The organism is Mucilaginibacter sp. HD30 (assembly GCF_054061755.1).
The window spans coordinates 987518-1001648 of sequence record NZ_JBSSEO010000001.1 but is presented as its reverse complement, the minus strand read 5'-3'; the positions used below and the strand labels follow the sequence as shown (position 1 = coordinate 1001648).

11 protein-coding genes are annotated in these 14131 nt (G+C 42.7%); 2 read left to right on the top strand and 9 right to left on the bottom strand.

The features are described from left to right. Positions 1 to 2: 2 nt before the first annotated feature. From ACVW2L_RS04925 to ACVW2L_RS04890, 8 genes are read right to left on the bottom strand one after another with little or no spacing between them, the layout of a single operon-like run. The gene (locus tag ACVW2L_RS04925; RefSeq protein WP_457126845.1) at positions 3 to 2636 is read right to left on the bottom strand and encodes a GAP1-N1 domain-containing protein; all 2634 of its coding nucleotides are present in this window, start codon (positions 2634 to 2636) and stop codon (positions 3 to 5) included. A gap of 4 nt (positions 2637 to 2640) precedes the next feature. Continuing rightward, positions 2641 to 3483, bottom strand: coding sequence for a TRAFAC clade GTPase domain-containing protein (locus tag ACVW2L_RS04920; protein ID WP_457126844.1), 843 nt, complete (start codon positions 3481 to 3483; stop codon positions 2641 to 2643). After that, the gene (locus tag ACVW2L_RS04915; RefSeq protein ID WP_457126843.1) at positions 3480 to 4499 is read right to left on the bottom strand and encodes a TRAFAC clade GTPase domain-containing protein; all 1020 of its coding nucleotides are present in this window, start codon (positions 4497 to 4499) and stop codon (positions 3480 to 3482) included. The genes ACVW2L_RS04920 and ACVW2L_RS04915 overlap by 4 nt, the downstream gene beginning before the upstream one ends. Continuing rightward, positions 4499 to 5527 (bottom strand): GTPase-associated system all-helical protein GASH, encoded by a 1029-nt coding sequence (locus tag ACVW2L_RS04910; protein ID WP_457126842.1) that lies wholly within the window; start codon positions 5525 to 5527, stop codon positions 4499 to 4501. The genes ACVW2L_RS04915 and ACVW2L_RS04910 overlap by 1 nt, the downstream gene beginning before the upstream one ends. 4 nt (positions 5528 to 5531) lie before the next feature. Next, positions 5532 to 6848 (bottom strand): metallophosphoesterase, encoded by a 1317-nt coding sequence (locus ACVW2L_RS04905; protein ID WP_457126841.1) that lies wholly within the window; start codon positions 6846 to 6848, stop codon positions 5532 to 5534. A gap of 59 nt (positions 6849 to 6907) precedes the next feature. Then, positions 6908 to 9133: an nSTAND3 domain-containing NTPase gene (locus tag ACVW2L_RS04900; protein ID WP_457126840.1), complete on the bottom strand. Its 2226-nt coding sequence runs from the start codon at positions 9131 to 9133 to the stop codon at positions 6908 to 6910. A gap of 16 nt (positions 9134 to 9149) precedes the next feature. Next, complete coding sequence (locus ACVW2L_RS04895) at positions 9150 to 9629, bottom strand: hypothetical protein (protein ID WP_457126839.1); 480 nt, start codon at positions 9627 to 9629, stop codon at positions 9150 to 9152. Between the two features lie 5 nt (positions 9630 to 9634). Next, the gene (locus ACVW2L_RS04890; protein WP_457126838.1) at positions 9635 to 10843 is read right to left on the bottom strand and encodes an ImmA/IrrE family metallo-endopeptidase; all 1209 of its coding nucleotides are present in this window, start codon (positions 10841 to 10843) and stop codon (positions 9635 to 9637) included. Between the two features lie 91 nt (positions 10844 to 10934). Here ACVW2L_RS04890 and ACVW2L_RS04885 point away from each other — a divergent pair, with 91 nt between their 5' ends. Both ACVW2L_RS04885 and ACVW2L_RS04880 read left to right on the top strand, forming a co-directional pair. Then, entirely contained in the window at positions 10935 to 12620 is a 1686-nt protein-coding gene (locus tag ACVW2L_RS04885; protein ID WP_457126837.1) for a hypothetical protein, read from the top strand. A gap of 449 nt (positions 12621 to 13069) precedes the next feature. Then, the gene (locus ACVW2L_RS04880; RefSeq protein WP_457126836.1) at positions 13070 to 13732 is read left to right on the top strand and encodes a TetR/AcrR family transcriptional regulator; all 663 of its coding nucleotides are present in this window, start codon (positions 13070 to 13072) and stop codon (positions 13730 to 13732) included. Positions 13733 to 13739: 7 nt separating this feature from the next. On the opposite strand, the gene ACVW2L_RS04875 is transcribed toward ACVW2L_RS04880, so the two are convergent. Further along, entirely contained in the window at positions 13740 to 14129 is a 390-nt protein-coding gene (locus ACVW2L_RS04875) for a helix-turn-helix domain-containing protein (protein ID WP_457126835.1), read from the bottom strand. Positions 14130 to 14131: the final 2 nt, after the last annotated feature.

The window sequence follows — 14131 nt, the reverse complement described above, 5'->3', positions numbered from 1 at the left end:
TGTTATCTATTTGCGAGTTTGTGCAGCTGTTTCAGCAATGCTTTATCCACTTGGCCCGAAGCTTCTTCCGACTTCTCTATCACTTCTGTGATAAATCTTCTTCCTCTTTTACTGTCCGATAGAATAGATATGACATCCTTGGTGATTCCTGCTTTTTTTGCAACTTGGAATAGACCAATGCGCGACCAATCTGACTTCAAGTACCGATCTACCAAGTCGTGACGAATTGTTTTACACTTATCCCAGTCATCGAAAAACCAAGATACGATCACTCGTCCCAATGATCGCCCTTCTTTGAAAACTTGATAAACAATCGGAAATGTCGGTATAATTAAAAAAGTTGGATCGGAAGTATAACGTTCAAAGGCAAATTCTAGAATATAGACCGCGGTTCGGCGCTGCTTATCCAGATTAGAAGAAGTGCGTAGTAAACTGAGCCAGTTGTCCAAGGTGATTTTATTTGCCTGTCCGCTAATTTCGTGGCTCAACCGGTCGCTGATAAGATCTACATTATTGACCAGAGAACGTTTGATGTTAGCGCCACAAGCACTTAATAATTCAAATGTTAGTTCTGCGGATGCGTTTTTACCTCGATCGCTTAATACGTAATCAGCAAAAGCCTCACTATGAAATTGATCAAGTTTATTAATAATTTTTACAAGCATCGGCCATGAGGTCCTTGTAGCTATAGCGATGCTCAGCAAGGCATACAAAGATGCTTGTGCTTGTTTATTGATTGTTGCCGGTGTTAACTGTACCAGAACCTCTAGTCGTTCTTGAATGGTTAATGAAGCTGTCAATACCAAACGGAACAGCAGGTCTTTGTTGGATTTTTTATTTTCTTTTAATACGCTTATGATATCTAAAATCAAATCCTTGTCTTTTGAAAAAGATTCGATGATTTCGTCGGCGTTGCTTAATAATGTGTCATTTACAATCTGATCTCTGACGCTATTGCTAAGTGCACTATTGTAATAAAATGTTCTAAAGAGTTGAGGTTGCTCTTGTATTATATTAACGATCAATTCGCTGGTTTTACCAAATTCATTGTCAATGATCGCAAAATTCAGCAACGTCGGAAAGGCTTTAAATTTCGCTGACTTTTTAAGCAGCAACTGATCAAATTCGCGAATCGCCAGATGGGTATTCTCTTCGATTTTTATAAGGCTACGATAAAAAAAATCAAAGGTAAGTGGTTCGTTCAAAATAAGAGCCAAGGCATCTTTATGTGATGGCGATCGAACAAATTGCAACAGGTTGCTTTTTGCGCGCTTGACCGGCTTTTGATCTTTAGATACAAAGTACTTCCGCAGGTATTCATTAAGATAAGTTTGTTTATCACCGATTGCTGACATGATCTCCCGCGCGTATGATTGACTGGTAGAAAGCAACAACAAACCTAATTTTTCAGGAACTTGCCCGGAGATCTGCATCCCATTTTTTCTGGCATAAATAGCTAAGCCATCACCAATACTAGCGTACAATACCGCTGGGATCTTTTCCGGAGCCGGATCAAACTTCAATATAAAATTGATTGCCAGTTGAGGTTCATGTTGGGCCAATACTGTGCAGGCATTTTTTACATCCAACAGCATCGCTCTGCCCATTAGCTTTCGACTATGTTTAACCAATAAGGCCGCAAAGAACTTCCAGTTATCTTCCGCGCTTAGTTTTGCCATACCATGATCGATAGCTCGTTTGATCAACGGACGTAAGTCGAAATATAAACGCTCGCTAAAGATCTGTTGGGCATTTATGATGTCTAGCAAACCCAAGATCGCCGTTGGCGAAGATTCCTCGGACGCTTTCGTTATCAGTTCTTCCCAAAGCAGGCTCAATCTTAATGTACTTTCATTAGCATCACTTACCATATGAAGCAATGAATTTTCATTACGGTCATATAAGACTGGCTGGTCATTTCCGAAAATGCGAAATGAAAGGTTGTTGGTCCATCGGTGTCGGGCAGGTTTCCGGTTGTTTTTTAAACCTTCGATCCGGCGGCCTTTCCAATCCGAAAATCTGGTACGCAGGTCGGTCCTTGAAAATAAAAGATCAAAAGGTCTGCTGTTTACGGAGCGGGGAGCGAGTGCGAAGGTACAACTGGCGAATTTTCGTCTGAGATTTGGCCAAAATACGGTGTATAACCGCATGATGATCTCAGTTTCGTGGTTGCCATCGAAGATCACGATGGGTTGTCTTGGCTCCAGGAACAGAGCCTCAACCAGCTCTTCAAATGGTCCATCTGAAATCCGCTTGTGTCTAAAACGGTCGATCACATTTTGATCCGGAAACCGCTCGTCAAATGTGGACGCCAGCAATAGCTGGAAGATCTCTGTTATATCAGCGGCGCTTTCCCATTCTCGTATAGGTACAAGTATGCTTTTCGTCAATACACAACCAGCCCTTGCCGCTTTAGTATCCTGCCAAGTTCGCGCAATCACAAAATCTTTTTCGGATGGTAACGGATAGCAAGTGAAATAGGGTTCAAATGTTTCGCCGGGACGCACCTGTCCTGAAATATCTGAAAGGCGGTCTACGGTATCTTGGTCGGTCCGTGCCAAAGATATGGTCGATGCGATCAGTTGATGCCCGCTTTTGTAACGATGAATTTGATAATTGAGCCTATTGAGATCCATGTAGTTATTCTAGCAGCCAATTAATCGGACGGGTAAGATCTTTATTTTCAATTATCGCTTGTTGTGGGTCCGACTCGATGATGTAACCAGATTGATCGATATCTCCATTCAAGAATGCATCTACAAAATCCTGAACGAGGAGGTCACCGCCAACAATACTACATCCAAATATCTTGACATTTAAACTATTGATGTCAGACAGCCTGCCGGCAAACATTGGAAATTGGCGTTGCAAGTAACCTTCAGGGCCTTCATTAGCTTCCTCTTGGTGCAACATATCCCAGGCCGTAACCATTACGGCGACTTTGGGTTTACCGGTTTTAGGCCTACTGATGTTTTCGTCTATAAAACGCAAAAGTTCCAAAAGCGCGATCTGTGTTGGTATCTCATGGTCTTTTTCGCTGCCTAATCCGGCTTTTAACAGTCCTTGAGTTGTTACCCAATTCAGTGGGTCAACATTGTTTTCAGAAGCAACCCGTACAAATAACACAGCAGCAGTGGAGCGTTTTATCGCGGTCAACCATTTTTGTGGGATCTCTAATGTGGAAACGGCTTTGTGCCAAATTTCCCCGTGCATGTCGGGTACGATAATGTTCGCTTGATGATCCCCTTTTTTGGAAGTTACTGAGCCCTGAAACTCACGGCTTTCTTCAACCTGGTCTGACCTCGGCACAAATTTCCCCTGCAGCAAATGGGCGGCGATATCCTCGATGTAACTCAGATCGTCTGGCGTGGTCGTAGCAACGAGATCAAATTGTTGACTTTGAACCGCTAACCAGAAACGGGCAAGGTAATTTGATTTGCCAGAATCAGGACCTCCGACTAATATAAGTGACTTACCTTTCATGATGCTTTGCGATTGTTATCATATTTCAACATGTGACGAGTAAATTCATCGTTATTGGTGAGATCTGGCCAAAATTCCGGTCTGGTGATTTCCCTTTTTTCAACCAGATCATCGATCAACTCCTGTATACCCATTCCTGCAGCGACCTCATCGTTGGCAGAAAATGATGCAATCTCTACCATTTTTATGGTAAATCCCTCAGCGAGATTATTCAGAGCTGACAGGTACTGTTTGACTGACCCTACTTTATCGGAATGGGTGATGACGATGGTCATATCCGGGACAGCATTGCCAAGAAATGCTTTGATTCGATCGATTAACAATTTGATGCGATGGATGGTATGGTGCCGGGTGGTTAGGCGATGGATGTCTTCGGCGCTTACGGTTAGCCAAATGCGCTCCGAGGCTTTTAAGAACATGAGCCGATCTGTACGATTCGTATCGATCAAAGTGGTCGTCCATTCGCCTGGAAGATCGGTGAGCAGCAAATCGATTTTACAATGGTCTGCCACTCGCTGTAATCTTAAATGAAGATAACCTGCGATTCGTTCATCCTGAAGTTCCGTATGGGAAGTGAGTTGCTCCGGTAAATGAGTCGTATTCCACTTCCGGGCACCCTTACTGATTTCTTCCAAGGCCATCACCGTTTTGGAGTCTAAAAACTTAAAATTCTCCAATTTACTATGTGCTAATAGTAGGTAAAGACTAACCAAGCTTGCAGTTTTACCGGTGCCTGGCACTCCTAGTATGCCTACAATTTTGCAGTACTTGTTCCGCATCATTTTTTGGGCATCACGTACGGTCATCGATAAACTCGATGAAAATCGTTCCATTTCCTCCGGTGGTGAAAGTACCGTGTCTTTGATAATTTCATTTACGGAGGGTTGGGCAAGCAAATCCGCGATGGATGCCAATCGCTCGGGGCAGGTTAATGGCGGATTATTGAAAGCGCACGATTTCGTTTCAGAATAAGTGCATCCTTCTTTTTGGCAAATAAAATCTAGACCCTCCTCCATTATTCAGCAAACTTATTGATATTCAGCAGTGAGATCTCAAGTAATAAACGCGCCCCCCACTCATTCAAGGGTCTTTTTATGTCTGCGACCGGCAATTCATTGGGACGTAACAAAAGGCCACTTACCGGAAATATTTGAGGAAAATGAATAGTGACGTCTTTATTATCATAATTGACAATCAGCTTTTCACGTAAAGCTCCAAGTTGTTCTATTACTTCTTGCGCTTTATATTCATCGCCTTGCGCAAGTCCTTTGCAGACCAAATGGGTATGCGCGGTCGAAGGGAACCGCTGTAATAATTTTCCGATCTCAATGCTGGACACCAAGACGCTTTGTACCGGATTTAAGGAACCGACCTGCAGGTTGCATAAGCTGCTCCAGCCGCCAAGAATCCACCATAGGATGTCGATTTCTTCACGGTCCAATAAAGCGTTTGTACGATAAGCATCAATCAGTTTGCCATAGGATGCTTCAAGATCGGTTACAAATGCTGCAAATGTATTCGCTGCCGGAGCGGTTATCGGTGTTCGGGGTTTAGTTTCTTTTCGGTTTCTGGAAGTATGGGCAATATCTTGGGCAATTTTAGTAGCTGTTTGCAATACTTCCAAACGCAGGCTCTCCAGTTTTTCTTGATTTTGTATAGGTTTTTGGAAGGACAATCCACTCCATAGCGCCACGGCAAGTATAAATTCCGGATTTGGTTTCTGTGCATAAGCCTTCGCTTTTTCGAGATGCTGAATGACAGCGAGTAAGGTACAGGTCAGTAATTGTAACTGCTCGTCATCCGGAACAAATGCAGCGCTGTTTTTTTTCAGTGCCGCCACCGATACACCGTTAACCACAGAATTGGTTTGCTCGGGTTGTTCCATGGCCGACACCAGACCATTGGCAAATTCCAAGATCTCGTTAGCGGAAACTTTTTTCTTGATAGCCGCTTCGATTGCATTGACTGCTAAAACTCGTTTCGCAACAAAATCATCTGCGGGATTGGCGTTAAATATTCTTACGTATTTTGCGATCTCGGCCATAGGTTTATTTTGTTTGATTTAATTGGTTTATAAAATTATGAATCTCTTGCAATTTACCGTTCTGAACTAATTTATCGAAAGCATTTCTTTCCAGACTATGCGTAAGCGACCCCGACCATTCTTTAGGGATAGCGCCCAGTTCTACTAAAACAGCTAATCTTTGAGCGCTGGAGAGATCTCTGAAAAATTTAAGTAAAACCAAATGAAATTCTTTTTCTTCCAAAACACCTCCTTTTAAATCCGTCACCGCAAACTCCATGGTTGAGGTTTCGATAACTGTTTGTTCTTTTTCACTTTCAACGATATTTTCTAGTGGCAGCTTCTTAAAGTTCGGGCTCTTTAACACATAAGTTACCGTTCCGTTATCTTTAAAATGCGCTGTATCACCTGTAAAACGTTTATGCTCATCATCCCAGGTTCTGCCATGTATTTTTAGAACAAGCGCGTCTTGCTGCTCCAGCCAACTAAATTCCAATACATTATAGCAATAGTTAAAACCTGGCTCATTTCCGGGAGGAACGGCCGCTCCTGAAGCTAGCATCAACAAATCAGTTTCCGCATCTACATTTTCACATTTATGCGCCGGAGCATGCTCGTGACCGGAGATAAATACCCTCGCCCGGTTCCGGATATAGCGAAGTGCGTCATCCGAATCCTGAAGCCAATTCATGGGATGATGTGCAATCACGATCGTCTCTAATCCTGGTTCTGTACGAATCACCCGCTGCCTTTTCCCTAAAATCAATCCTCCATACTCGGCTTTACTTTTCGAACAGATTAATGCGGTGTTCATCCCCAGAAACTTAATTCTTCGTCCCGGTGCAATCTCCATTACCCGATGTTTACTAATCCGGCCTTCATTGTCCAAAGGGCAATCATAACCTTCGGCAAACTTTCGATAGCCGATAAACTGTTTGTAAAGAAATTCCCTGTCATCTTCATTATCCAGATACTTATCTAAGGCATTATCGCCATTTTTGATAATATCGTCTATGATCTGTTGGGTAATGGCAGTAATCTTGTCACGGTCAATATCGTGATTGCCAGGAACTAGCTGAACAGCAGTGACTTCGCAGCCGACCGCAGAGGTTAAACGATCCAGCCATTGGCCGGCCGTTTCGTACTCTGACGGTTTGCCGGCATACGCGATGTCACCGGATATGATTACGCCGTCCGCCTTTTTTGCGGGTATGGAATTGGCGATATAATCATGCGCGTCGGCTAGTAACTCTTCTTTGATATCATCATGGACAACCATATCGCCACCAAGTTTTTCTTGGCCGAAATGAATATCAGATAAATGGACAAAGATCAACGACATATTAAGCTAATTTTATTGCTAATTTATTAATAAAAGAACGAATACCGGCATTTTATTGATTAGGTGTCTTTATCATTATTGTAGGAATGCCGGAACTGATTGTGCGAAATCGCCTCGAACCAATCCTTGATGTCAAAGCTATTCTCAAACCAGGTGATCTTTATACCAAACTCTTCCAAATGCATTGCGTAATCAATATATTTCCGTTTCATTTCATCCAGTTCGTCTTCACCCGTGATGTATCCTTTGAGATCCTCCAGATCATTTTCCATTTCCTGGAAGAATTGTTCTTCAATACGGTTTTTGAAATCCTGGCTTTCTCTTAGGAGCAAACCGGATGGATCAACGGCATATTTATTTTTGATCATCTGGCAAACTTTGATAATATCCTCCAAGGTATACTCATCATCGATGATAGGTATGAATATTTTAGTTCCGATTTCTGAAATGGCTTTTATTAGTCTCGGTTCCGATTGGTGCTCCAGGAATAGTTTTAACTTGGCCAGCGCGGCAGGGTCATCAGCAGGCTCTATGAAATCTTGAATTGTCTTAAGGTTCTCGATCATAAGATCTACCACTGCTGAATTTTCGACATAATTGTAAAGTAGAAAAACCAAATCGATGCGGTCAGCATCTTCCAACTCAGGATTGGAATTGAACTGGAGTAATTTGGCTTTTATCGATTCAATAAGCTTTGGATCGCCATCCTTGTCTAACAAGTGCAGGAATCGTTTGCTAATCTGTTCCAGGGAAACGGCTGCCCCGATGATCCTTTTGATCTCATCACGATTTTGAAAAATGACCCCGTTTAGAAAGTCTACCAATGATGGACTGTCGAAACGGTATCGAACGATATTTGAGGGATTATTTTGCGGAAAAATATAACTATCCAGCAGATTTTTAAACGTGCGTTCGAAAGCGAACATTTTTTTCTGAAAGTTGTGATACTCCACTTCATAGGCTATTCTGCTGTCAAAAGCTTCTTCTAATTCGTCCCTGCTGATCGAATCGCCCAAGCTGTACATGGTATTTAACAAGAGTCGTTCTGCTTCGCCGATCTGTTCAAAATAGGCATGGTGCCAGATATCATCCGGATTGCCAAAATTATTAATGATGAAATTTCGGTATTGCGCCTCGTCCAAGCCAGCGATACGGTGCGGAGTAATGATATATTCGATCGACCTGGGATTGAAATTCGGATGTGCAACAATGAAGTTCTGTATGCTTGTTTCCCGGAGCATATCCTTCAGGTCCTCCGTAATATCCGCATACTCGATGTGGTTTAACAGGATTTGCCTTTTAATGTCATCGGTGTAGGCCGAAAGATGAATAGGATTCTTAAAGCCATCCAGATTAAAATCTTTTAATTTTTGCGATTGTACCAACGCGCTGGCGAATATAGATGAGCGTGTCGTGAAGATGATGAATTTGTTGTTTAAGCGCAGAATTTTATTCATGACCATCAATAAAGCGGAATCTGCGCCTTTTGACCTTTCTATTTCGGCAGCATTGTGGCCAAGAAAATCATCAAAATAAAAGATCTGTTTACTATCATCGTTCCGAATAGCTTTACCAGCATCGCGAATATCATCGATTAAATAGGTCAATTCGTAATCGTCCTTAATAAACTCATATACTAATAGTTCTGCCAGTGTGGTTTTACCGCAGCCCGGGTCGCCGGTGATAACCACAAGCTTCTTATTCAGTAAATGTCTCCGCGCTTGATCAAATAGCGGTGTTTTTACATATAGGTTTAACTTCCGCTTCAGGTAGTCTTCCGTAAATTCCAAGGCCCGGCCAAATATCTCGTAGTGAACGATCTTTTTCAACACCTCGCTACTGGAATACCATAATTTAAAATGCCGGTCAATGACATCCTTATAAGTTCCTAGAAGTTGATTAAGGTCTTTTGTACCGTAAACGTCACCATTCTTTTTTAAAAATGGGGTAAATATAGCTACGATCTTGTCCACGTCGCCAACGGCGAGGTCGACAGAAGTGGCGAATATGTAACGGTCCGGTTTTAGGTTTGCCACCTTGTTTTTTTCCTTTTTCTCCAAATCTGATAACAACAGATCGATCCCGCTTTTCAAATAATGCTTCACTTGCCCGACGATCCAATTCTCGTTGGTATCAGTAGAATAACGAAAATCAATACCTTTGTCTTTACCATCTTTGTAAGTATGGTAGAAAATGCCATTACGTTCAGCCTTATTTATTTCATTTAGCAGGTCACAGACCAAGTCTTCCAAATCGGAACTGTTAAGCGTAGAGAAATCGTACATATCAAATAATACACTTTTAAAATTGTCTGGTACCGTAACCTTTACTGATGTTCAATTCGCGCAGCCTGGTATAGAGGTCTACCATGGAACCGTTCGCTAAGATCCAGTCCATGACGATCTGAAATATTTCGTCGGCGTCGGCTAAGTAACCCATGCGACCATCGGCGCCGCGGATACCCGCTTTGTTGATGCGTTTACCGCGTGATAAATAGGTATTCTTCTCCTCGTAGATGTAGTCACGGGCGACTTTGTTCTGCTTGCCTGAAGGCAGGTGCTTCATCAACAGTCGCTGTATGCCTTTATAATAAACTTCGTATTTGCGCTCCGGGTCTTCTATACTGCCGAGTGCGAACTGGCGAAGCTCATTTTCTTTTTCGATCGAGCCGGTTTCGGTAATGGTCAGTTGTTCACCTTTCACCGCATCCGTTTCTGCCAGAATGCGTAGTTTCTCTTCGTTGTTTTTTCGTTGTTGCTCGGTTAATATTTGGTCAGCCATAAGATCTAGATATTAAAAATGTGGGTATTCAGGTATGCTACGGTTTCATCGATCTTTTCATGATCAAATGGATTCACGTTGATGTCTTTTAATGCGATATTGACATCTGGCAAGAGGTGCTTGTATTTGCCCCAGAAATTACCTTTGCCAGCTACGTCCATCTCATAACAATAGAAGTTATAGATTAGGGATGGATGGATCTGGCTTTCTTTGGCCAGGTTATTTACGACCAAGGTATTGTCAATGAACTTATAGACGAATTTCGCGCGATCGGCGGGCAGGAAATAATCACGCGAGAACTTGTTAGCTTCATCTTCCAATAAGAATAGATCGGGTTCGCCCGTCAGGTGAAAAACCTGGCCTTCGATCTTACTATAGTCATAAAGCACATGGTGGATCTCGTGCATAAGGGCGAACCACACCGTTGCATAATTTTTATTTAGGTTGGTCAATACGATGCAGGGTTTGTCATTGATAATGAAGGTCGCGCCCCTAACGGATGTGGTCGGAAGATAAGGTTGGTAGATCACCGTGATCCCCAGATTGAACAGGGCACGGGTCACAGTACGTAATCCTTCACTTACGTTCATACTGTATGGCCTGATCTTGGGGATCAGTTTGACCAACTCGTCCCGGTCGTAAGGATGCGGATTCTTGATGCTTTCCAAAAGCGAATAAGCTGACCTAACCCAAAACTCCAGCATCGGCGTGTTCTCGCCCCGTTTGGTCTTACTAAACGCAGGGATATATTGACGGTTGGCGTATTGAAAGATAGATTCCAAACCGAAGTAACTCGTGATCCGTTGCTCGATCTCCGCAAAGTCATTTTTGGATTTAATAAAACCGGCCTTACTGAGGTTTTTGATATCGAAGTTCGCTAATATAAAGGTCTTTTTCCGGGCATCTTCGAGTTCGGCCACCATATCCTGCGGCAATTCGCTAATATATAAACGCAATAATGCTTCGGTTTCCAAACCAAGAAACTGACCCAGCTTCAATAAGTTGATCACATCGACCCGTTTTGCGGTACCGTCCAGAATGCCATCTAATGAACGCTTCTGCATCGCCAGCAGGTTCTCGGCCTGGTTCTGCGTGATACCATGTTTGGAAAGTTTAAGTTCAAATAAGGCTTTGATCGAATCGATATCACCATTCCATGCGTCTACCGGCTTTAACAATTTATAAAACTCATTTAAGAAGTTGTCTTTACTCATTGATGTAAATTTACATCACAAATATAAATAAAATTTGCTTCTTAAAATTATTCTTATGTAAATTTACATAACTTTTATAGACACATGAACTATGCCTGCTTTTCCAACCAATGAATCAGATGCGCACCATGATTATGCGCGTTATGTAAAGTTAGCGAAAAATATTCACATTTCTGAAGCACCGGAACGTGGCCGAAAGGGCTACTTATGTATTGGTTGCGGACGCGAAATGCAGGCGGTATTCCCTAACACCCAAAACCATCGCAAATATTTCAGGCATGATGCTAAGTTCATCAAGCCCGGCCAGCAATGCACTTTCAAAGACGAAGAATACCGGCGTAAACTGGCTATAGAAACCTTGCAATTAAATAAGCAGGTCAAGGTTCCCATCCTGTATAAATATCCGCCCAAAGGCGAGACCGGTTTGGCACTCTTCTTATTGCCAGGTGCGTTGATCAGCGCTGAGCGGGTAGCCAAAGACATTTACTTTTATGAAGGGTTAAACGGTAGCATTGAATCAGGCTTTGTATTTGATGGTTCGCCGGAAGAACTATTATTCAACGCAGATGTGGTATTTTATGATGAGAATGACGAGCCGATCTTATTTATTCAGATCGGTAAACGAAAAAAATTGACTGTTGCCGAGTTCGCGGGTTTAAAACGCCTGAGCGTCAACACCATCAACTTAACAATACCCCAAGAATCAGCCGCAGCAATAGAAATTTCACAAACAACAGGCGACCGCGCCAAATGGTTATATCATGACGACGAACAACAAATCGCTTACTTTCAGGTACCCACCGATCTTGGAGAAGGAATACCTGCAATTGATGGAGACCCGGACCGACTTTCTGAAGAAACTTACGACTGCCGAAAGGTACAAGTTAACAATCTCCTACGAGCACTTAGGCGATGTCTGGATGGAGAACCGTACCGAGCATCAGAATGCGCAGTACGAACAGCTATCGGAACAACTGAACTCGCTATTAAGCGAGCTGGAGAACGACGCGCCGGACTTGAAACACAATATCGAAACGACGCTGAAAGAACACATCGCGGAGCGCTTGATGAAATTGAGCGACGAGGAGTCGAGCTTCGAACAGGAAGAGCAAGACTTAATCGAAGTTTCAAAAATCTGGAAGACGCATATCGATCAACTAAAAGCGACTTTGAACGAGCGCAAAGAATACTTGAAGCAGACATCCGACAGCAAGAGATCGCACTTGGTGGCACAGGAAAAACAATTGAGCAACTTCAGGGAGAGCTTGAACAAGAGGACGAACGCGTACGAAACCGAATGGATGAGCAATTTGGAGGAACGCTCGAATCAATTGGAAGCGAGCAAGAACGAGTGGAACGAGCTATTGCAACTGCAAGAGCAACTATCGAACGAATACGACTTAATATCGACAGCGCACCAGCAGACCTTGCTCGAAAGCAGCTTGGTCAACGAAACTATCATGAACGAATTGAGCGCGAAGAAAAAGAAGCTATCGCCGACCTTGAAAAAATACGAGATGGAAGACAAGAGCGCCTTGAGGGAGCACGAGCTGAGCTTACAACGCGGTTTGACGGACTACGAGAACGAACTGCTCTTGCCTTTCAAGAACGAGATGCTGAAGGACCAACAGACCTTTCCAAAAGACTTAAAGCACTTGGTGATGCAAGAGGAATGGCACTGGCTATCCAAAATGCCCAAGCTCATAACCGAAGAATCCGAACAGCGAAAGAATTCATTGGAACACCTGCTTTCCAAACTTGGCTATCCCAACATTAACCTCGAAGTGCTTATTGAAGCGGCCAATACAAAAATATAATGAAATTGAAGTGCCCAATAAGGTTGCGCACTGGATTAAAGTACAAGATGCCTTGGACATCATGTCTTAGTATCACTCTGTCACCGGCGATGGGATTCCTTAAAATAATAGCTAAAGTGATCAACAAACCGATACCTGAATTACATCTGAACAAGAGACGTGTTTAAGGATGTAGCGGCCTCTTGGCAACGGCCAGGTGACTAAAAGATAACTGAACATTATCCATTGCAGTATTTTCCAAGAATTATTCGCCTAAAAAGATAAAGACAAATTCCATCATTTTTTAATAAGCTATAGGGATCACAGCGGCATCCTGCAGAGCAGATAAAGCGCAGAGCCCGGGCCGAAGGCATCGCCCTGATTTCTCAATTCCACTAGAGAAACGCATATTTGGGTATAAACGAAGTTTATGGCAAAAAAAACATATCAAGGTACCAGTAATAACAAAGAGCGATCCATGCAACGATTGATTGACGCAGTCGGTGACATTATCAAAACGAAAGGCTATACCGGCCTGAGTGCCTCATCTATCGCCAAAGCAGCCGGTTTAGACCGTAAGCTAATTAGTTTATATTTCGATAGCACAGATCAGTTAATAGAAACCTATGTCCGTCAAAAAGATTACTGGGTATCAGCAGCCAATAGCGCGAAAAGCGAGATCGATAAACTGGAGAACGCAGGGATCAAAGAAATCATCACTACACTCTTACACAAGCAACTGGACTTTTTCCACAATGAAGAAGAGATGCAAAAGCTCGTAATCTGGCAGATCAGTGAGCAAAGCGACATCATGTTCAAAATTGCAGAAGAAAGAGAGAAATTAGGAACCGACCTTTTCGTCATCGCGGATGCGGAATTAGATAAGACCACTGTGGATATACGGGCAGTAGGTGCATTGATGGTGGCCGGTATTTATTACCTGGTACTGCATTCCGCTTCAAACAATACATTGTTTTGCGAAATAGATATCAGTACAGAGGCCGGAAGAACACGCATCAAAAATGCGATCACAATGATCATCGCCGATACGTTCAAGCACGCGAATGCGCCCGCAAAAAAGCAATCATCCTAACCCTTTTCTATCTTTTCAAAAGAATTTCTACTTTCTCCCGTTCACTTTTAAGCAAGCTCTCATATAATTCAATAATCTTCTCCACCGGATTATTCACGTTTTCGACGAAAGTATAAATTGAGTTTACAGTCACACCACAGTTCTCATTGAAGTTTGTATTTACATTAAGAACACGTTCTTCATCAAAATTGATCAGGCCATCTTTAGTCACCCCCAATACTTTAGCAATATTATCCAACCGCTCATCGTCAATTGATTCACTTTGCTCTAATTTAGAAACCGCTTGTTTAGTTATGCCCAAACCTACACCTATCTCATCCTGGGTTAAGCCCCTTAACCGTCGTACACGTTCTATTTTCTTTCCTATATGTAATGGTTTATAATTGGTGGTTTCCATAT